Annotated in this window: 17 protein-coding genes; 11 read left to right on the top strand and 6 right to left on the bottom strand. The window is 68.8% G+C overall.

What is annotated here, in order from left to right:
* Nucleotides 1-289 precede the first annotated feature (289 nt).
* Together ACYDAT_RS04830 and cysS are read right to left on the bottom strand one after the other, a co-directional pair.
* Nucleotides 290-742, bottom strand: coding sequence for a SufE family protein (locus tag ACYDAT_RS04830; RefSeq protein WP_461440518.1), 453 nt, complete (start codon nucleotides 740-742; stop codon nucleotides 290-292).
* 27 nt (nucleotides 743-769) lie between these two features.
* The gene (gene cysS / locus ACYDAT_RS04825) at nucleotides 770-2,209 is read right to left on the bottom strand and encodes a cysteine--tRNA ligase (protein WP_461448726.1); all 1,440 of its coding nucleotides are present in this window, start codon (nucleotides 2,207-2,209) and stop codon (nucleotides 770-772) included.
* Nucleotides 2,210-2,348: 139 nt separating this feature from the next.
* Between cysS and ACYDAT_RS04820 the strand changes: the two genes are divergently transcribed.
* From ACYDAT_RS04820 to ACYDAT_RS04770, 11 genes are all read left to right on the top strand, one after another.
* Nucleotides 2,349-2,873 (top strand): glycine zipper 2TM domain-containing protein, encoded by a 525-nt coding sequence (locus tag ACYDAT_RS04820; protein ID WP_461448724.1) that lies wholly within the window; start codon nucleotides 2,349-2,351, stop codon nucleotides 2,871-2,873.
* A gap of 333 nt (nucleotides 2,874-3,206) precedes the next feature.
* Nucleotides 3,207-4,214 carry an N-acetylornithine carbamoyltransferase gene (locus tag ACYDAT_RS04815; RefSeq protein WP_461448722.1) on the top strand — a complete coding sequence of 336 codons (1,008 nt, stop codon included), beginning with the start codon at nucleotides 3,207-3,209 and terminating at the stop codon, nucleotides 4,212-4,214.
* 13 nt (nucleotides 4,215-4,227) lie between these two features.
* Nucleotides 4,228-4,860, top strand: coding sequence for an FMN-binding negative transcriptional regulator (locus tag ACYDAT_RS04810; RefSeq protein ID WP_461448720.1), 633 nt, complete (start codon nucleotides 4,228-4,230; stop codon nucleotides 4,858-4,860).
* Nucleotides 4,850-5,326, top strand: a complete 477-nt coding sequence (locus ACYDAT_RS04805; RefSeq protein ID WP_461448718.1) for an OsmC family protein — start codon at nucleotides 4,850-4,852, stop codon at nucleotides 5,324-5,326. The genes ACYDAT_RS04810 and ACYDAT_RS04805 overlap by 11 nt, the downstream gene beginning before the upstream one ends.
* A gap of 32 nt (nucleotides 5,327-5,358) precedes the next feature.
* Nucleotides 5,359-6,621, top strand: a complete 1,263-nt coding sequence (locus ACYDAT_RS04800; protein WP_461448716.1) for an argininosuccinate synthase — start codon at nucleotides 5,359-5,361, stop codon at nucleotides 6,619-6,621.
* Between the two features lie 133 nt (nucleotides 6,622-6,754).
* On the top strand, nucleotides 6,755-8,113 hold the full coding sequence (locus ACYDAT_RS04795) for a M20/M25/M40 family metallo-hydrolase (RefSeq protein ID WP_461448714.1): 1,359 nt from the start codon (nucleotides 6,755-6,757) through the stop codon (nucleotides 8,111-8,113).
* Nucleotides 8,113-9,432, top strand: a complete 1,320-nt coding sequence (locus tag ACYDAT_RS04790; RefSeq protein ID WP_461440426.1) for an acetylglutamate kinase — start codon at nucleotides 8,113-8,115, stop codon at nucleotides 9,430-9,432. Before ACYDAT_RS04795 ends, ACYDAT_RS04790 begins: the two co-directional genes overlap by 1 nt.
* A gap of 180 nt (nucleotides 9,433-9,612) precedes the next feature.
* On the top strand, nucleotides 9,613-10,611 hold the full coding sequence (gene argC / locus ACYDAT_RS04785) for an N-acetyl-gamma-glutamyl-phosphate reductase (RefSeq protein ID WP_461448712.1): 999 nt from the start codon (nucleotides 9,613-9,615) through the stop codon (nucleotides 10,609-10,611).
* 115 nt (nucleotides 10,612-10,726) lie between these two features.
* Entirely contained in the window at nucleotides 10,727-12,022 is a 1,296-nt protein-coding gene (locus ACYDAT_RS04780; RefSeq protein ID WP_461448710.1) for an argininosuccinate lyase, read from the top strand.
* Between the two features lie 207 nt (nucleotides 12,023-12,229).
* Nucleotides 12,230-13,396, top strand: coding sequence for a glutamate 5-kinase (proB, locus tag ACYDAT_RS04775; RefSeq protein WP_461448708.1), 1,167 nt, complete (start codon nucleotides 12,230-12,232; stop codon nucleotides 13,394-13,396).
* Nucleotides 13,393-14,652: a glutamate-5-semialdehyde dehydrogenase gene (locus ACYDAT_RS04770; RefSeq protein WP_461448706.1), complete on the top strand. Its 1,260-nt coding sequence runs from the start codon at nucleotides 13,393-13,395 to the stop codon at nucleotides 14,650-14,652. The genes proB and ACYDAT_RS04770 overlap by 4 nt, the downstream gene beginning before the upstream one ends.
* 11 nt (nucleotides 14,653-14,663) lie before the next feature.
* On the opposite strand, the gene thrC is transcribed toward ACYDAT_RS04770, so the two are convergent.
* The 4 genes from thrC to ACYDAT_RS04750 form a co-directional block, all read right to left on the bottom strand.
* The gene (gene thrC / locus ACYDAT_RS04765; protein ID WP_461448704.1) at nucleotides 14,664-15,971 is read right to left on the bottom strand and encodes a threonine synthase; all 1,308 of its coding nucleotides are present in this window, start codon (nucleotides 15,969-15,971) and stop codon (nucleotides 14,664-14,666) included.
* Nucleotides 15,959-16,909, bottom strand: a complete 951-nt coding sequence (locus ACYDAT_RS04760) for a homoserine kinase (protein ID WP_461439838.1) — start codon at nucleotides 16,907-16,909, stop codon at nucleotides 15,959-15,961. The genes thrC and ACYDAT_RS04760 overlap by 13 nt, the downstream gene beginning before the upstream one ends.
* Entirely contained in the window at nucleotides 16,906-19,371 is a 2,466-nt protein-coding gene (gene thrA, locus ACYDAT_RS04755) for a bifunctional aspartate kinase/homoserine dehydrogenase I (protein WP_461448702.1), read from the bottom strand. The genes ACYDAT_RS04760 and thrA overlap by 4 nt, the downstream gene beginning before the upstream one ends.
* Before the next feature lie 90 nt (nucleotides 19,372-19,461).
* On the bottom strand, nucleotides 19,462-19,629 hold the full coding sequence (locus ACYDAT_RS04750) for a hypothetical protein (protein WP_461441115.1): 168 nt from the start codon (nucleotides 19,627-19,629) through the stop codon (nucleotides 19,462-19,464).
* Nucleotides 19,630-19,976 lie beyond the last annotated feature (347 nt).

The following is a 19,976-nucleotide window of genomic DNA, read 5'->3' as shown; positions in this document are numbered from 1 at the left end:
CGCCGTGATGGGGCGTCGAGGCGCGGACGGCACCGCCAATACCCGGGACTTGTGATGCGTGACTCGTGGCGAGCCCGTGGTGACCGATTACGCCGCATCGTCATCCGCGGACGCGCTTGCGCGAACCGGGAAGTGCTTCACAACAGCCAAGCTGGCAATCCAGTGGATGACGGAGGTGGGATGATGTGCCGCGCGGATGGGTACCCGCCTGCGCGGGCATGAAGGTCATCGCGTGGTCGTGGATGCATGTGCGCGCGCGCATGGCGATGTGGGTGTGTGCGGGGCTCTGTCAATTCGATTGCAATTGCGCCGCGGCCTGCTCGCGGATTTTCTTCAGCATCGCCGCCAGGCCATTGGCGCGCGTGGGTGACAGCGCCTTGGCCAGACCGATCGCGCGGATGAACTCGGGTTCGGTGTCCATGATCTCGCGCGCGGTGCGCCCCGAATACACGCGCAGCAGCAGCGCGATCAGGCCGGAAACGATGGCGGAATCGCTGATCGCCTCAAAGTCCAGGCGCGTGGCATCGCCGTGGCCCTGCATCCACACCAGCGACTGGCAGCCCTGCACGCGGTGCTCCTCGGTCTTCAGCTCCGCAGGCAGGTCCGGCAGTTTCTTGCCGAGGTCGATCAGGTACTGATAGCGCTCGGACCAGTCGCCGAACAGGGCGAACTCCTCGACGATGGCCTGCGCGGCGGCGATGGCGGTGGATTCTTGCGGGGTGGGCGGTGTCGTCGATGTCATGATGGGTGGGGGTTCCGAGCAAGGAAATCAGGACGCGGCCACTTTCCAGCGCGTGCCTTGCGGGCCGTCCTCGATGGCGATGCCCAGCGCGGCCAACTCGCTGCGCACGGCATCGGCGCGGGCAAAGTCGCGCGCGGCGCGGGCGGTGTTGCGTTGTGCGATCAGCGCCTCGATGCGCGCCGCATCCAGCGTGCTGCCCGGCGCAGTTTGCTTGAACCAGGCTTCGGGGTCTTCATGCAGGAACCCGAGCAGACGGCCGCCATTGAGTAGCAGAGACTTTGCATCCTTTCGCATTGCCGGTGGGCCGGTGATGGCCCGCCGCGCATGAAAGGCCAAGTTAGCCATGGCTACGAATGCTTCGGGCGTGTTGAGGTCGTCGCAGAGCGCAGCTTGAAGAGGGTGAAGCGGGCCGTCATTCCCCCACGCGAGATGCTTGTCGTCGAATAGCTCGACTTCGGCGTCGCCCAGATCCCGCAGCAGCCCATACCAGCCGTCCAGCGTGGCGCGCGCCTGCTGCACGGCGGCGTCGGACCAGTCCAGCGGCTGCCGGTAGTGCGCCTTGAGCAGCACGAAGCGCAGTACCTCGGGCGGATGCTTTTCCAGCAACTCGTGCAGCACCAGCACGTTGCCCAGCGACTTGGACATCTTGCGTCCGTCGAGGGTGAGCATGCCGTTGTGCAGCCAGTAGCGCGCCAAGGGCTTGCCTTTGCCGGGATGCTCCGGGTCGGGATGCGCGCAGGTGCTCTGCGCGATCTCGTTCTCGTGGTGCGGAAACTGCAGGTCGATGCCGCCGGCGTGGATGTCGATGGTCTCGCCGAGATGCGCTTCGGCCATCGCCGAGCACTCGATGTGCCAGCCCGGACGGCCGCGGCCCCAAGGGCTGTCCCAGCCGGGCAGTTCCGGCGCGGACGGCTTCCACAGCACGAAATCGGCGGGGTTGCGCTTGTACGGCGCCACCTCGACGCGCGCGCCGGCGATCATCTCGTCAATGCTGCGGCCGGACAGCTTGCCGTAGTCGGCGAAGCTGTCCACGTTGAACAACACATGGTCCGCGGCGGCGTAGGCGTGGCCGGAGGCAATCAGCTTCCGGCACATCGCCACGATGGCGTCGATGTGCGCGGTCGCGCAGGGCTCGACGTCCGGCTTGGCCACGCCCAGACGCGCGATGTCCTCGCGGTAGGCGGCGACGTAGCGGTCGGTGATCGTCGCGATCGGCGCCCCGGCGGCCTGCGCGGCGGCGTTGATCTTGTCGTCGACGTCGGTGATGTTGCGGGCGTAGACCACCCGCGGGTAGTGACGGCGCAGCAGTCGCGCCAGCAGGTCGAACACCACCGCCGGGCGTGCGTTGCCGATGTGGATGTAGTGGTAGACCGTCGGCCCGCAGACGTACAGCGTCACCCGCTGCGGATCAAGCGGGACGAAGTCCTCGACGCGGCGCGTCAGACTGTTGTGCAGTTGCAAGGCCATGGAACGCGTGAAAGTCCGGGGTTTTCGAGTTTATCAGCGGTGTTCCTTTATGCCGCGATTCAGCCGCACTTTGCTTAAATCCACCAACAGAGGCTGCAACAGTAGCCCGATGCCCCGAGAGGTTGTCATGCGCAAATCAATGCTTCCGGCTCTTCTGCTCAGTCTGCTGACGACCACGGCCTTCGCCCAGAATGGTGGCTATTACCGCGATGCGCAGCTACCCGAGCGCGGCAACGTGCATTACGCATGGGCCGACGTGCTGCGCGTCGACCCGATCTACGACGTGGTGCAGAACAGCTACCCGCAGCAGCGTTGCTACCAGCAGCAAGTCGTGCAGCAGAGCGGTGGCAGCACGGCCGGTACCTTGTTGGGCGCCGTCATCGGCGGCGCGCTGGGCCACCAGATTGGGCAGGGGCGCGGCAATGCCGCGGCCACCATCGGTGGCGCGGTGGTCGGCGGCCTGGTTGGCAACAACGCCAGTTCCGGTGAACGCACGGTCGATCAGACGCACTGCGAGCAGGTCGGCGAGCGCGTGTCCGAGCAGCGTCGCATTGCCGGCTACACCGTCGAATACCGCTACCACGGCGACGTGTACGTGTCGCGCCTGAACTACGATCCGGGCGATCGCCTGCGTATCCGCATCAGCATCAACCCCGCCGAGTAAACGGGACAACACGTCGCGCAGCGCGCGTGTTGCGGGGCACAATCGTGCCGTGCCATGATCCGCCCAGTCGCCCCACGCTCAAGCCCATGTCCTCGCATGCACGCACCGCCGATGTCCTGACCAGCGCCCGCATGGCGGCTGGCATGACCTCGCGCGCGCGCCGACCGGAATCCGCATTCCCGGCCGGCTAGTGCCCGCGTTGCCACACGACGCAAGCATCATCAAGCCCGGCCCCGCGCCGGGCTTTTGCGTTTCACCGCCGCATGAATTCCGGCAGGACGCCGATTCCCTTCCACTCGCGCCGGTCACGCCGGCACCCACCGAGGCAACGCCATGAGCCTGCGCCATTTTCTGAGCACCCAGGACTGGAGCCGCGAGGAACTCGATGACCTGCTGCTGCAGGCCGAGGCCTTCAAGCGCCAGCGTCTGGGCCACGAATTGCACGGCAAGTCGATCGCGCTGCTGTTTTTCAACAACTCGATGCGCACGCGCACCAGCTTCGAACTGGGCGCGCAGCAGCTTGGCGGTTGCGCCGTGGTGCTCAGCCCCGGACGCGACGCCTGGCCGATCGAGTTCGACGTGGGCACGGTGATGGACGGCGAGACCGAGGAGCACATCGCCGAGGTCGCGCGCGTGCTCAGCCGCTATGTGGACCTGATCGGCGTGCGCGCGTTTCCGAAATTCCAGGACTGGAACGTGGACCGCCAGGACCGCGTGCTGCAAGGCTTCGCCCATTACGCCAGCGTGCCGGTGATCAACATGGAGACGATCACGCATCCCTGCCAGGAACTGGCGCATGCGATGGCCATGCGCGAGCGCCTGGGTGAACTGCGCGGGCGCAAGTACGTGCTCACCTGGACCTACCACCCCAGGGCGCTGAACACCGCGGTGGCCAACTCGGCGCTGCTGATCGCCACACGCATGGGCATGGACGTGACCCTGTTGTGCCCCACGCCCGAGTACGTGCTGGATGCGCGCTACATGGAGGCCGCGCGCCGCAACGCGCAGGACAATGGCGGCGCACTGCGGGTTTCGCACGACATCGAATCGGCGTATCGCGGTGCGCAAGTGGTGTATGCCAAGAGCTGGGGCGCGTTGCCGTATTTCGGGCGCTGGGAGCAGGAAAAGCCCATCCGCGACGCGCACCGGCACTTCATCGTCGATGAAGCCAAGATGGCGCTGACCGACCACGGCCTGTTCAGCCACTGCCTGCCGCTGCGGCGCAACGTCAAGGCCACCGATGCGGTGCTGGACGCGCCGTACTGCATGGCTATCGACGAGGCCGAGAATCGACTGCACGTGCAGAAAGCGGTGATGGCCACGTTGATCGCGCAGGCTTGAGCGGAGCGTCCGCATGTACCTGCCGCAATCATTCGCCGAGACCCGGCGCGAAGTCCTCGATGCGTTGCTGCGCGCCTACCCGCTGGCCACCGTGTTGCTCAGCGGTGCGGACGGGATCGTGGCCAACCTGGTGCCGTTCGAGTTGGACGGGCCGCGGCGGCTGCGCGGCCATGTTGCGCGCGGCAACGAACTGGCGCATGCGGATGGCGCCGAGGTACTGCTGTTGTTCCACGGCCCGCAAGGTTACGTCAGCCCCAACTGGTACCCGAGCAAGCACGCCACCGGGCGTGAGGTGCCGACCTGGAATTACGTCGTGGTCGAGGTGCGTGGCCGCCTGCGCGTGATCGATGACGCGCAATGGCTGCGCGCGTTTCTCGAGTGCCTCACCGATCGTCACGAGGCCGGCCTGCCGCAGCCATGGCATGTGGGCGACGCGCCGCCAGATCACATCGAGACCTCGCTGCGCGCCATTGTCGGCCTGGAAATCGCCATCACTGGAATCAGCGGCAAGTTCAAATTGAGCCAGAACCATCCCGCGGCCAACCGCGCCGGCGTCGTCGAGGGTCTGCGGCGCCGCGCCGCGCCCGGCGATGCCGAGCTGGCGGACCTGATGGTCCGCGCCGAGGAATCCCGCGATGGCCCATGAACAGCGCTGCTATCGGGTCGATGTGATCTGGACCGGCAATCGCGGCGAGGGCACGCGTGGCTACCGGGGCTACGGGCGCGAGCATGAGATCCGCATCGTCGGCAAGCCCGTGCTCGCCGGTTCTTCCGACGCCGCCTTCCGCGGCGACGCCGGCAGGCACAACCCGGAGGATCTGCTGCTGGCTGCGCTCTCGGCCTGCCATATGCTTTGGTATCTGCACCTCGCCGCCGACGCTAGCGTGGTGGTCACCGCCTATCTGGATTGCGCCGAAGGCAGCATGGTCGCCGATGCCAGCGGCGGCCGTTTCACCACAGCCGTGCTGCGGCCGGAGGTCGTCATCACGGCCGACAGCGACCCCGTCGCAGCCGAAGCTATCCATGTGGCGGCCCACAAGGCCTGCTTCATCGCCAACTCCGTGAATTTCCCGGTGCGCTGCCACCCGCGCATCGTGGTTGCCCCCGTTTGACGCTTCATTTTCCCCGCAGGATTTCAACAGCCATGAGCCAAGACATCGTCCTCGCCTTTTCCGGTGGTCTCGACACCAGTTTCTGCGTGCCGTATCTGCGCGAGCAGGGCTATGCGGTGCATACCGTGTTCGCCGATACCGGCGGCGTGGATGCCGCCGAGCGCGCCACCATCGAGGCGCGCGCGCGGGAGCTGGGCGTGGCCAGCCACGTCACCATCGACGGCGGGCCGGCGATCTGGGAAGGCTTCGTCAAACCCTTCGTGTGGGCCGGCGAAGGCTATCAAGGTCAGTACCCGCTGCTGGTATCCGATCGCTATCTGATTGTCGCCGCGACGTTGCGTCGCGCGCGGGAGTTGGGCGCGCGCGCGATCGCGCACGGCTGCACCGGCATGGGCAACGATCAAGTGCGCTTCGATCTGACGGTGAAGGCGCTGTCCGATCTGGCCATCGTGGCGCCGATTCGTGAAATCCAGAAGGAGCACACGCAGACGCGCGCGTATGAGCAGGCGTATCTGGAGCAGCGTGGCTTCGGCGTGCGCGCCAGGCAGAAGCAGTACACCATCAACGAGAACCTGCTCGGCCTGACCATGTCCGGCGCCGAGATCGACCGCTGGGAAGCGCCGGGCGCGGAAGCGCGCGGCTGGTGCGCGCCGCGCGCCGAGTGGCCGACGCAACCGCTGCGCGCGACGCTGCGTTTCGTCCATGGCGAGGCGGTGGCGCTCGATGGCGAGGTCATGCCTGGCCACACGCTGCTGGCCAGGCTCAACAGGCTGTTTGCGGCCTACGGCGTGGGCCGTGGCCTGTACACCGGCGACACCACCATCGGCCTCAAGGGCCGCATCGTGTTCGAGGCGCCGGGGCTGACCGCGCTGCTGGCCGCGCACCGCGCGCTGGAAGAGGCCGTGCTGAGCAAGGCGCAAAACCGCTTCAAGCCCGAAGCCGCGCGCAAGTGGGTGGAGCTGGTGTACGAGGGCTTCTTCCACGATCCGCTGAAGACCGACCTGGAGGCGTTTCTGGCCAGCAGCCAGCGCATGGTCAACGGCGAGGTCGTGCTGGAAACCCACGGCGGCAGCGTGCAGGCGGTGGCGGTGCACTCGCCGCACCTGCTCAACGCCAAGGGCGCCACCTACGCGCAATCGGCCGACTGGGGCGTGGCCGAAGCCGAGGGTTTCATCCGCCTGTACGGCATGAGCAGCACGCTGTGGGCGGAAGCGAATCGGGAAGCCGGAGAGATCGGGAAAGCCGGGAAAACCGGGACCCGGGACCCGGGACCCGGGATCCGGGGAAAGGCATGAAGCGAGTGCGTGGTGCTGCCTTGTGCTCCTGCTTGCGCAGCCTCGCGGCCTGATCGAGATGACTGACATGCGCAAGCCATCCGCTAGCGATACCTGCCCCCAGGTCCCGGGTCCCGGGGCCCGGGTCCCGGCCTTGCTGGACGCCACCCTCGATCACCTGCGCGCCCTGGTCGCTTTCGACACGCGCAATCCGCCGCGCGCGATCGACGGTGGCGGCATCTTCGCCTACCTGCAGGCGCAACTATCGGGATTCGATTGCACGCTGACCGACCATGGCGCCGGCGCGGTCAGCCTGCTGGCGGTGCGCGGCGCGCCGCGGCTGCTGTTCAACGTGCATCTGGATACCGTGCCGGACTCGCCGCAGTGGAGCGCCAGCCCATTTGCGTTGCGCGTGACCGGCGACCGCGCCATCGGCCTCGGCGCCTGCGACATCAAGGGCGCTGCGGCGGCGCTGCTGGCCGCGGCGGCACACAGCGACGGCGCCTGCGCGTTCCTGTTCAGCAGCGATGAGGAAGCCAACGATGCGCGCTGCGTGCCCGCGTTCCTGCGCGATTGCCCCCCTCTCCCATCGGGAGAGGGTGCCCGCAGGGCGGATGAGGGTACGGGTGTGCCGCAAGCTTCCATCCATGGAGCGGACACCAGTCGGCATCCTGCCTCCTCCTCAGTTGCCGCACGCGATGCCATTCAAGGCATCGCGTCAGCACAGCAACCTCGATCCTCACCCCAGCCCCTGTCCCGGCCTTCGCGCACAGCGCTCGGACGTTCGGCGCCGCATGATCTGCTCTCGGCAGATCATGAACGCGGAGCCTCACCCCGGCGGGAGAGGGGCTTTGATGCAATCATCGTGGCCGAGCCCACGCGCGGCGAGGTGGTGCTGGCGCATCGCGGCATCAGCTCGGTGCTGATGCGTTTTGTCGGCGTGGCCGGCCCCCCCGCGGGCGTGCAACAGGCATCCAGCAGCGCGCTGCATCAGGCCTTGCGCTGGGGATCGCGCGCGCTGGATTGGGTGGACACGCAAGCCCACCAGCGCTTCGCCGGGCTCACCGGGCTGCGCTTCAACATCGGCCGCGTCGAGGGCGGCATCAAGGCCAACGTGATCGCGCCCAGCACCGAGCTGCGCTTCGGTTTGCGCCCGCTGCCATCGATGGATAGCGATGCGATCCTGGCGCAACTGCGCGCGTTGGCCGATCCGGCGCCGGCGCAGTTCGTGGAAACCTTCCGCGGCGCGCCGCTGCCGGCTGGCGATATCGCTGACGCCGAGGCGCGACGTCTGGCCGCGCGCGACCTGGCCGATGAACTCGGCTTGCCGGTCGGCAACGCGGTGGATTTCTGGACCGAGGCCGCGCTGTTCTCGCAGGCCGGTTACACCAGCTTCGTGTTCGGCCCCGGCGACATCGCCCAGGCGCACAGCGCCGACGAGTGGGTGGCGCTGGAGCAGCTCGCGGCCTATGCCGCTCACGTACAGCGCATCATCGAGCGAGGACTGGCCTGATGGACGCGCACAAGAATCTGCGCCAGACCATCGTGCGCCTGCTCTCGAACATGGCCAGCGCCAAGGAGATCCAGCAATACCTCAAGCGCTTCAGCCAGCTCGACGCCAAGCGCTTCGCCGTGGTCAAGGTCGGCGGTGCGGTGCTGCGCGACGATCTCGAGGCACTGACCAGCTCGCTGGCGTTTCTGCAGCAGGTCGGGCTGACCCCGATCGTGGTGCACGGCGCCGGGCCGCAGCTCGATGTCGAGCTGGGCGCCGCCGGCATCGTCAAGAAAACCATCAAGGGTTTGCGCGTGACCTCGCCGGCAGCGCTGGCCATCGTGCGCCGCGTGACGCAGGGCGAGAACCTGCGCCTGGTCGAGGCACTGCAGCAGTTCGGCGCTCGCGCCACCTCGGTGCTGTCCGGCGTGTTCGAGGCCGATTTTCTCGGCCGCCGCAGCTATGGTCTGGTCGGCAAGGTGACGCGCGTGAACCTGGCGCCGATCGAGGCCAGCCTCAACGCCGAGTCGATTCCGGTGATCGCCTCGCTGGGCGAAACCGCGGGCGGGCAGATCCTCAACGTCAATGCCGATTTCGCCGCCAACGAGCTGGTGCAGGCGCTGCAGCCGTACAAGATCATTTTCCTCACCGGCACCGGCGGGCTGCTGGACGATGGCGGGCGCGTGATCGACTCGATCAACCTCGGCACCGATTACGCCAACCTCATGGCGCAGCCATGGCTGCACTCGGGCATGCGCGTCAAGATCGAGCAGATCAAGGCACTGCTGGATCGCCTGCCGTTGACTTCCTCGGTTTCGATCACCAAGCCCGCCGAGCTGGCCAAGGAGCTGTTCACGCATCGCGGTTCGGGCACGCTGGTGCGTCGCGGCGAGCGCGTGCGCCGGGTGACGCGCTGGAGCCAGATCGACACGCCGCGCCTGCGCGCGCTGATCGAATCCAGCTTCGGCCGCAAGTTGCTGCCGGATTATTTCGAGCGCACGCGTCTGTATCGCGCCTACCTCAGCACCAACTACCGCGCCGCGCTGATTCTCACCCAGGAAAATGGCGTGCCGTATCTGGACAAATTCGCGGTGGCCGAGGACGCACAGGGCGAGGGCCTTGGCCGCGCCGCGTGGCAGGTGATGCGCGCCGACAATCCGCGCCTGTTCTGGCGCTCGCGCCACGGCAATCCGGTCAACAATGAGTTCTACTTCGCCGAGGCCGATGGCTGTTTCAAGGAGCCGCGCTGGACCGCGTTCTGGTATGGCATCGAAGGCTGGGATGCGATCGCGGCCTGCGTTGAGCACTGCCGCACGCGACCGGCGACGCTGAAAAGCTAGACCGGGACTCGGAACTCGAGAGTGTTGCTGTCATCCTGAGCATGGCGAAGGATCGGCGCTACCCAGTGCAGCGCGGTTTGCAGCACATGGTGTCAGCATGGCGCCGAGATCCATCGCTGTGCTCGGGATGACAACTGAAAGACCGGTTTTGTGCAGGGCGTTATGACGAGCAACGACAGCATGAGTGCATCACAGGCACGCAAGCGCATCGGCCTCATCGGCGCGCGCGGTTACACGGGGGCGGAGCTGATCCGCCTGCTCGCCGCGCATCCGCGCCTGGAGCTGGCGTTCGTGTCCTCGCGCGAACTGGACGGTCAGCGCGTGGCCGACCACGTGCCGCAATTCGCCGGTGCGCTGCGCTACGAAAATCTCGATGCCGCGGCGGCGGCGGCGCGTGGCGCCGACGCGGTGATTCTGGCCTTGCCCAACGGCAAGGCCGCGCCGTATGTCGCGGCGATCGATGCGCAGGTGCCGCGGACCGTGATCGTCGATCTCAGCGCCGACCATCGCTTCGACGATGCCTGGTATTACGGCCTGCCCGAGCTGACCCGTGCGCGCTACGCCGGGCAGCGCCGCATCAGCAACCCCGGCTGCTACGCCACAGCGATGCAACTGGCGCTGGCGCCGCTGCGCGAGTATCTGGCCGGCATGCCAGTGTGCTTCGGCGTGTCGGGCTATTCCGGTACCGGCACCACGCCGTCGGACAAGAACGACACGGACAAGCTGCGCGACAACCTGATGCCGTATCAGCTCACCGGCCACGTGCACGAGCGCGAGACCAGCCATCAGTTGGGGCTGGCGGTGGCTTTCATGCCGCACGTCGCGGCGTATTTTCGCGGTATCACCCTGACCGCGCACGTGCCGCTGGCGCGGGCGTTGGCGGATGTGGAAACGCTGCGCGCGCTGTATCGAGCGCGCTATGCGCACGAGCCGCTGTTGCGCGTGCTGGACGAAGCGCCCTGGGTCAGTCGCATCGCTGGCCAGCATCACGTCGAGATCGGCGGCTTCGCGCTGGGCGCCGATGGACGTCGCGCGGTGCTGGTGGCGACGCTGGACAATCTGCTCAAGGGCGCCGCCACGCAGGCGCTGCAGAATCTCAATCTGGCGCTGGGATTCGCGGAGTTCGAGGGGATTCCGGTGGCAGTGGCTGCAGCGTTGGATGTGAGGTGTGAGGGGTGAGGTGTGAGACGTGAGCTGCGCGCGCGGCGCGGGCACGATGCCTTGGTGTCATCCTGAGCGACGCGAAGGATCTCGCTCGGGCAGTACCGAACTTCATGGCCATCTGGATTGAACGATGAGCGATTTGTTGTGGAAAAAAGATGGCGTGCGTATCGACGCGCGCATCATGCGGTTTCTGGCCGGCGACGACGTGTTGCTGGACCGCGAGTTTTTTCTGTACGACATCACCGCCAGCAAGGCGCACGTCGAGGGCTTGGCGCGCATCGGTTTGCTGGGTGCTGACGAATGCGTCGCGCTGCTGCGCGAGCTGGACGCGTTGGCCGCGGATTTCCGCAGCGGCGCCTTCGTGCTCGATGCGCGTCACGAGGACGGCCACAGCGCCATCGAGGCGCGTCTCACCGAGCGTTTGGGTGATGCCGGGCGCAAGGTGCACACCGGGCGCAGCCGCAACGACCAGATCCTCGTCGCCACGCGCCTGTGGCTGAAGGATCGCCTGAGCGAGCTGGTGGCGCAGTGCCGCGTGATTGCTGGTGTCTGTCTTGAGCGTGCCGCCCGCGAGGCGCTACCGATGCCCGGTTACACGCACCTGCAGCGCGCCGTGGTGTCCTCGACGGCGATGTGGTTCGCGGGTTATGCCGAGGGTTTCATCGACAACGCGCAGCGCGCGTTGCACACACGTGACTGGATCGACGCCAATCCGCTGGGCAGCGCCGCCGGCTACGGCGTCAACCTGGCGCTGGATCGCGATCACGGCACCGCCGCGCTGGGCTTCGCGCGCCTGCAAGTCGCGGCGACCTATGCGCAGCTTTCGCGCGGCAAGTTCGAGTTGGCGGCGATCGAGGCACTGGCTTCGGCGGTGCTCGATCTGCGCCGCCTGGCCTGGGATCTGAGCCTGTTCACCACCGCCGAGTTCGGTTTCGTGAGCTTGCCCGCCGAGTTCACCACCGGCAGCTCGATCATGCCCAACAAGCGCAACCCGGATGTGGTCGAGCTGATGCGCGCCACCTACGCCACGGTGGCGGCGGCGCGCACCGAGACCGAGCAACTGCTGTCGCTGCCGTCCGGTTATCAGCGCGATCTGCAATACGGCAAGGGTGCGCTGCTGCACGCGTTCGGTCACGGCATGGGCGCGTTGGCGCTGCTGCCGGATCTCTTGGCGCGTTTTCAGTGGAACGCGGCGACCATGCGCGCGGCGATCGAGCCGTCCATGTACGCCACCGACCTCGCCATCGAGCAGGCCGCGGCCGGCGTGCCCTTCCGCGAGGCGTATCGCAAGGCCGCGCAGGACGTCGACGTCGCCGGCGCCGGGCGCACGCCCGAGCAGAGCCTCGCCGCGCGCATCTCGCCCGGCGCGAGCGCGAATCTGCGCCTGGATGAACTGCAGCGGCGACTCGAGCACCTGGCCAATTGATGAGCGCCATGAAACCGGGTCCATCATCATCGTCATGCCCGCGCAGGCGGGAATCCCGTGTCTGCGAAGTTCTAGATGCCCGCCTGCGCGGGCATGACGGCGAGGATGTGGATTTCCAAGCCAAGCCTCCGCGCTGGCAGGCGCTGCGCGGGAATGACGCGATCAGCATGATGCCGGGGCGGCGATGAGCGTTTGCGAGCGTGCGGCATGAGCCATGTGGCGCGCGACGCGCTGACGGATTTTCCCGCGCAGCCGCTGCCGCCGTGGCGGCGCGCCGTGCTGAAAGTAGGCAGTAGCCTGCTCGCGGGTTTTGCCGATGGCGATGGCGGTCTGGACGCGCGCCACGCGCGTGATCTCGCGCATTTCGTGCAAGCCGCGCGCGCGGCCGGGCGCGAGGTGGTGCTGGTGTCCTCGGGCGCGGTCGCGGCCGGGCGCGCGCGCGTCGCCTCCGCGGGTGAAGGTCTGGTGTTGCGTCAAGCGCTGGCTGCGCTGGGCCAGGCGCAGTTGATCGGGTTCTGGCAGGCGTTGCTGAGCGTGCCGGTGGCGCAGGTGCTGCTCAGCCACGACGACCTGCGCGATCGCCGTCGCTATCTCAACGCGCGCGCCACGCTGCGCGAGCTGCTGCGCTTGGGCGCGCTGCCGCTGATCAATGAAAACGACACCGTGGCGGTGGACGAGCTCAAGCTGGGTGACAACGACAACCTCGCCGCCGCCGCAGCCTCGCTGGTCGATGCCGACCTGCTGTTGATCGCCACCGACATCGGCGGCTTGTACAGCGCTGATCCGGCGCGTGACGCGCGGGCCACGCCGCAGCCGCGCATCGCGCGCATCACGCCGCACTTGCTGGCCGCGGCCGGCGCCGCCGGGCGCATCGGCACTGGCGGCATGCGCACCAAGCTCGAAGCCGCGGCCAAGGCGGCCACGGCCGGCATCGCCACCGCGCTGTTCTGTGGCCGCGATGCCGAGGTCGTGGCGGCGCTGCGCACGGATCACCTGCATGGCACGCTGATCGAGCGCGCCGACAACACGCTCAGCGCGCGCAAGCAATGGTTGCGGCACGCCCCCGCGGCGGGGCAACTGACGGTGGATGCCGGTGCGGCTGCCGCGCTGTGCGCGCAAGGCGCCTCGCTGTTGCCCGGTGGCGTGGTTGCGGTCGCGGGCGAGTTCCATCGCGGTGATGTGATCGAGGTGTGTGCCTCCGCGCATGCAGCACAGCCGCTGGCGCGCGGCCTCGCCCAGTACAACGCCGCCGAACTGCGGCGCATCGCCGGGCACAAGAGCGGTGACATCGAGAGCATCCTCGGCTTTCGCTATGGCGAGGCGGTGATCCATCGCGACGATCTGGTGTTGCTGGTGCACGGAGCGATGCCATGAGCGCCGCTCCGGTGCGCGCGCTGGCGTTGGCCGCGCGCGCGGCGCAGCCGGCCATTGCCGCGCTCACGCCCGTCGCGCGACGCGACTTGCTCGAGGCCATGGCCGCGCGACTGCGCGCCGGTATCGTGGCGGTGCTGACGGCCAACCGCGAGGATCTTGCGCGGGCTGATGCGACGGGATTGTCTGCGGCCGCGCGTGACCGCTTGCGCCTCGATGCCGCGCGCGTCGAGGCCATCGCGCGCGCGCTGAACGCGATCGCCGCGCAGCCCGATCCGCTGGGTCAGATCACGCGTCGCGAGACGCGGCCCAACGGTCTGGTTGTCGAACGCCAGCGCATTGCTCTGGGTTTGGTGGCGATGATCTACGAGGCGCGTCCCAATGTCACCGCCGATGCCGCCGCGCTGTGCCTCAAGGCTGGCAACGCGGTGTTGTTGCGTGGTGGCAGCGAGGCGCGCGCCAGCAATGCCGCCATCGCCGCCTGCCTGCACGCGGCATTGCGCGGGGCTGGTTTGCCCGAGGCGGCGGTGAGCGTGATCGGCGACCCCGCGCGCGCGCACGTGCTGGAATTGCTGCAGCTCAGTGAGCTGATCGATCTGGCCATTCCGCGCGGCGGCGAGAGCCTGATCCGCTTCGTCGCCGAGCACGCGCGCGTGCCGGTGATCAAGCATTACAAGGGTGTGTGTCATCTGTACGTGGACCGCGCCGCCGATCCGGCGCAGGCGCTGGCGCTGCTGCTGGATGGCAAGACCTCGCGTCCCGGCGTGTGCAACGCCATCGAAACGCTGCTGGTGCACGCCGACATCGCGCCGCGGTTCCTGCCCGCGGCACTGACCGCGCTTGCCGCGCATGGCGTGGAAGTGCGCGGTTGCGCGCGCACCCGTGCCCATGCCGACACCGTGCGCGCCGCCAGCGACGACGACTACGCCGCCGAGTTTCTCGATCTGATCCTGGCCGTGCGCGTGGTCGATGACCTCGAAGCCGCGCTGGCGCATATCGCGCAGTACGGCTCGGACCACACCGAGGTCATCGCCACGGCCGATGCCGCCGCCGCCGAGCGTTTCGTGCGGGGCACGCGCAGCGCGGCGGTGATGGTCAATGCCTCGTCGCGCTTCAATGATGGCGGCGAGCTGGGCCTGGGCGCGGAGATCGGCATTTCCACCACGCGCCTGCACGCCTACGGCCCGATGGGCGCCGAGGCGCTGACCATCGAGCGCTACGTGGTGCGCGGCGCTGGTCAGGTGCGACCGCGCGGCTGAGCAGTATCGAGTCAGCCGATGTCATGCAACTGCCGCAAGCGCGTGAGTAGCGCGTCGTCGCCGGCGGTGAGCGTTTCGCTGTGGCTGGGGCGCGCGAGCAGCGCGGCCAGCGGCTTGGGTATGGCGACGGCGTGTCCGAACTCGGGCTCGACGACCTCGGCAAACTTGGCTGCGTGCGCGGTGGCGACGATCGCGAACGGCTGCGTGTCACCGGTGGCGCGCAGCCGTTGCAGCACGTGCAGCGCGGTGGCGGTATGCGGGCAAGGCAGCAGGCCGTGGCGCGCATGCGCGGCGCGCAGCGTGGCGCGGATGTCGGCATCGCTGACCGCGTGCGCGGTGAGATCCGCGCGCAGCGCTGCATCGTCGGCATACAGCGCGCGCAGACGTTCGAAATTGCTCGGCGCGCCCACATCCATGGCGTTGGCCAGCGTGTGCCGGCTGGGCTGCGCATGGTAGTCGGCGCCGGCGAAGAACCGGGGCAGGGTGTCGTTGGCGTTGCAGGCCAACACGATGCGGTCGATGGGCAGGCCCATGCGCCGCGCGATCACCGCCGCCAGCGCGTTGCCGAGATTGCCGGTGGGCACGATGAAGGACAACGCGCGGCCGGTGCCGCGCCAGTGCGTCAGCGCGGCCCAGGCGTAATAGCCGGCCTGCGGCAGCAGCCGGCCAAGACTGATGCTGTTGGCCGAAGCCAGCGGCAGCGCCGCGCGCAGCGCCGCATCGCCCAGCGCGCGCTTGGCCATGCGCTGGCAGTCGTCGAAGCTGCCGGCGACGCGCAGCGTGAGCACGTTGTCGCCGAAGGCGCCGAGCTGGTGCGCCTGACGCGCGGACACGCCGTCCCGCGGATACAGGATCACCACGCGAAAGCCGCTGCGGTGATGGAAGGCCGCGGCCACGGCGGCGCCGGTGTCGCCCGAGGTGGCCACGAGAATGGTCAGCGGCGGCGTGCCGGGTGCGCGCAAGCGCTGCAGGGCGGCGGCCAGAAAGCGCGCGCCGATGTCCTTGAACGCCGCGGTCGGCCCGTGAAACAACTCCAGCACGTAGTCATCCGCAGCGGCCAGCGCGCGTAGCGGCAGCGGTTGCGCATAGGCTTCGCCACACAGCGCGGGCAGATCAGTTGCGAGAGGGCTGTCGGCGAAAAAGGGTCGCAGCAATTCGGCGCAGACCGCGGCCGGCGTGGGCGCGGCGGCCAGCGTCGCGAGGTCGATGCGCGGCAGCGTTTCGGGCAGATACAGACCGCCATCGGGCGCCAGCCCGACCGCCAGCGCGTGCACGAGATCGGCTGCCGGCGCCGCGCCGCGCGTGCTCAGGAACCGCATTCGACAACCTCCGCGCAGGGGCCGTCGACCGGCGCCACCCAGCCCTCGCTGTCGATGCCGTGTCCGGCGAAGGCGGCGCGCATGGCCGCCAGCACCGTGTGCGCCGAGGCGGCATCGCGGCACCAGGCGAACACGCTGGGGCCGGCGCCGGACAGACTGCCGCCGAGCGCGCCGGCATCGAGCAGCGCCGCGCGCACGCTGGCAAAGCCCGGGATCAGCGCGGCGCGACGCGGCTCGACCAGCACATCGTGCAGGCCCTCGCGCAGCAGCTCGATCTCGCCGCGATAACAAGCCGCCAGCAGCAGCGCCAGATAAGTGCTTTGCGCGACGAAGTCATGCAGCGCATACGGCACGGCCAGCACCGCGCGCGCGGCGCGCGTCTCCAGTTCGCAGCGCGGATGCACCACCGCGCAGTGCAGGCCGCTGGGCACCGGCACGCGCAGCAGGCGCTCGGCGCTGGCCAGCACCAGTCCGCCCAGCAGCATCGGGCCGACGTTGTCGCCGTGGCGCGCGCCGCTGGCGACCGCCTCGCCGCTGACCGCGTGCGGATACAACCGCTGCGGCGTCAGTGGCGCGGGCAGCAGCGCGTTGGCGGCGACCACGGCGGCCACGCTCGATGCCGCCGAGCCGCCTAGACCCGCGGCGTAGGCGATGCCCTTGTGGATCTCGATCTCGAAACCGAAATCCAGGTGCAAGGCCGCGCCCAGCGCCAGCAGCGCGGCGCCCGCGGTATTGCGCGCGGCGTCGCGCGGCAGCGGCGCGGCGCTGCCGTGGATCGCGTTGATGCGCACGCCCGGCGTCGGCACGCGCCGCACCAGAACTTCGTCGGCGGGTCCGGCGAAAGTGTGGCCGAGCAGGTCGAAGCCGGCGGCGACGTTGCCGACGCTGGCCGGCGCGCGCGCGCGCGCCCAGGTATTCATCGAGGCTGCTCCGTTCATGGGTTGCTCCGCAGATTGCCCGCCACGCGCAGCAAATCGGCGAAGACCCCGGCCGCGGTCACTTCAGGTCCGGCGCCGGGGCCTTGCACGATCAGCGGATTGTCGCAGTAGCGGCGCGTGCTGAACTGCACGAGATTGTCGGTGGCGCGCAGGTGCGCCGCGGCGTGCGTTTCCGCGACCTCCAGCAAACCCACCGTCGCCGCGCCGTGCGCGTCGAGGCGCGCCAGATAGCGCAGCCGGCAGCCGTTGCGCTGCGCCTGCGCATGGCGCGCGGCCATGGCCGCGTCGAGCTCATCGAGTCGCGCCATGAACTGCGCGCGCTCGAGGTTCATCAGCGCCGCGGGCACCAGGTTTTCGACCGTGACCTGCTCGACTTCCAGTGTCAGTCCGGCCTCGCGCGCGAGGATCACCAGCTTGCGCGCCACATCCATGCCGGCAAGATCGTCGCGCGGATCGGGTTCGGTATAGCCCCGCGCGTGCGCCTCGCGCAGCAACGCGGAAAACGGTCGGCTGCCGTCATAGTGGTTGAACAGCCACGACAGCGTGCCGGAGAGAATGCCTTCGATGGCGAGCAACGCATCGCCGGTGTCGATCAGATCGCGCAGGGTCTGCAGCACCGGCAGACCGGCGCCGACGCTGGCTTCGTAGCGCAGTTGCGCGCCGCTGGCCGCCGCCGCGGCGCGAATGTTCAGCCAGCGCGCGATCGGTCCCGAGGCGGCGCGCTTGCTCGGGGTGATCACGTGGATGCCGGCGCGCAGCCAACCGGGGTAAGCATCGGCCAGCGCATCGCTGGCGCTGCAGTCGATGATCACGGCATGCGGCAGGTGGCCGGGATGCACGTGCGCGGCGAAGGCGGCAAGGTCCGTGGCCGCGCCTTCATGCACGCGCAGGCGCCAGTCGGCGGGCAGTTCCGTGCCCGCGTCCAGCCACTGCTGGCGACTGTCGGCGATGGCGCGTACGCGCAGGTCGATGCGGTGCGCGCGGCGCAGGCGCGGCTGCGCTGCGCGCAGTTGCTCCAGCAGCGCGGCGCCGATCTGTCCGGGGCCGATGATGCCGATGCTGAGGGTTTGCTCCGCGAGCAGAAACGCCGCGTGCGCGGCGCGCAGCGCGCGCGTGGTCTCGTCGGCGCCAATCGCGACCGAGATGCTGCGTTCGCTGGCGCCTTGCGCGATGGCGCGCACGCTGACCTGCGCGCGCGCGATGCCGGACAGCAGGCGCGCGGCCACGCCGGGCCGGCCGATCATGCCGTCGCCGACCGCGGCGAGCACGCCGATGTCGCGGCTCAGCGCCACGCCCTGGATGCTGCCAGCGACGATCTCTGCGGCGAAGGCCTGTGTCAGTGCATGCTGCGCGCGCGCGGCGTCGGCGTCGCGGATCACGCAGCAGATCGAATGCTCGGACGAGCCTTGCGAGATCATGCTTACCGAAACACCCGCTGCGCGCAGCGCGCCGAACACGCGCTCGGCGGTGCCGGGCACGCCGAGCATGCCGGCGCCCTCGAGATTGACAAGCGCCATGCCGAGCATCGCGCTCAAGCCCTTGACCGCGGCCTCGCGCTGGCTGCTCTGGTCGATGCGTGTGCCCGGATGCGCGGGCTTGAAGCTGTTGCGGATGCGGATCGGCAGCGCGCGCTGCATGGCCGGGATCATGGTTTGCGGGTGGATGACCTGGGCGCCGAAATAGGCCAGCTCGCAGGCCTCGGCGTAGCTGAGTTGCGGCAACGACACGGCTTCGTCCACCAGGCGCGGATCGGCGCTGAGCACGCCATCGGTATCGCCCCACAGGGTGAGTTCGCGCGCGCCGGACAGTGCGGCGAAGATCGCCGCGGAATAATCGCTGCCGTTGCGGCCGAGCGTAGTGTCGGCGCCGTCTGCGTCGCGGGCGATGAAACCGGTGACCACGACATGCGCCTGTGCGTGTTGCCCGCGCCATGCCGCCCACGCCGCCTGGCTGCGCGGCCAGTCGACCTGCGCGCCGAGATCGTGCTGACGCACTGTAAGCACCGTGCGCGCATCGAGCAAGACGCAATCGCGGCCATCGTGGCGCAGGCGCGACTGCAGACAGCGCGCGCTCCACAGCTCGCCGCGACCGTGGATCTGCGCACGCGTCGCCGCGCTCCAGCCCGCGGCGCGCGCCAGCGCCCACTGCGTCGCGCAGGCGCCGAAGTCCAGTTCCAGCCAGGCGTGCAATTCGGCGTCGCCGACCGCCGCAGCCAGCGCGAGATGGCGCTGGAGCAAGGTCGCGAGCGCTGTGCCGGGATCGTCGACGCTATCCGTCAGTGCCACCAGCGCGTTGGTCACGCCCTGCAGCGCGGACACCACGATGAGCTGCGCCGGCTCGGCCGCCTCGCCGAGGATGCGGCTGACGCGCGCCAGGCAGCCGGCATCGGCGAGGCTTGATCCGCCGAATTTGTGTACGCAGGGACTGCCTTGCGGCAGCGATGCCGGGAACGTCGAGGACATGATGGATCTCCGCAGAGACCCTGCCGTTGCGCCGCGGTGCCGAACCCCGCTGCGCAGATCGGCGGGGTCGGGGGCATGGTTCAGTTCAACTCAATGCATGCACCAGCGACCGCCGCTGTTCACGGTAGTCTTCGTGGTGGTCGTGGTGGTCGTGGTGGTCGTGGTGGTGCGGTTGTGGAGCGTCGCCACGCCACTGTGCTGCAAGCCCGCGACACGGATTTTGCGGCTGGATTTGGACGGGGCGGTGCGCTTGGACATGACCGCAGTCAAGCGGCGTCGGCTCGACTTGTCAAGCCTGCGCGCGCATGTGGCGCTAAACACGGGGGCAACAGACGTACGGGGCGCGACTGTTCAGAGGGCGCGCGCTGCCCGATAATCGACCTGTCCGGGCGCGGCGCAGGTCCAGCCTTGGGCAATTGTTCAAGACTCGTAAGCCGCCGGCGAAGCATTGATCTTGCCGGCGCGATCCAATGCGTACTTTTACCAAGCGATACTCCATGAATCAGCGCACCAGGCGCCGCCGCGCGCAGTTTGCTTACGCCGTGCTCGGCGTGCTGGCCCTGCTGGCGTTGCGTCTGGCCTCGGCCTGGTCGCTGCGCGTGGAC

Source organism: Metallibacterium sp. (assembly GCF_054637675.1).
Note: the sequence above shows the minus strand (reverse complement) of the source record. Positions and strands in the feature narration are given on the sequence as shown.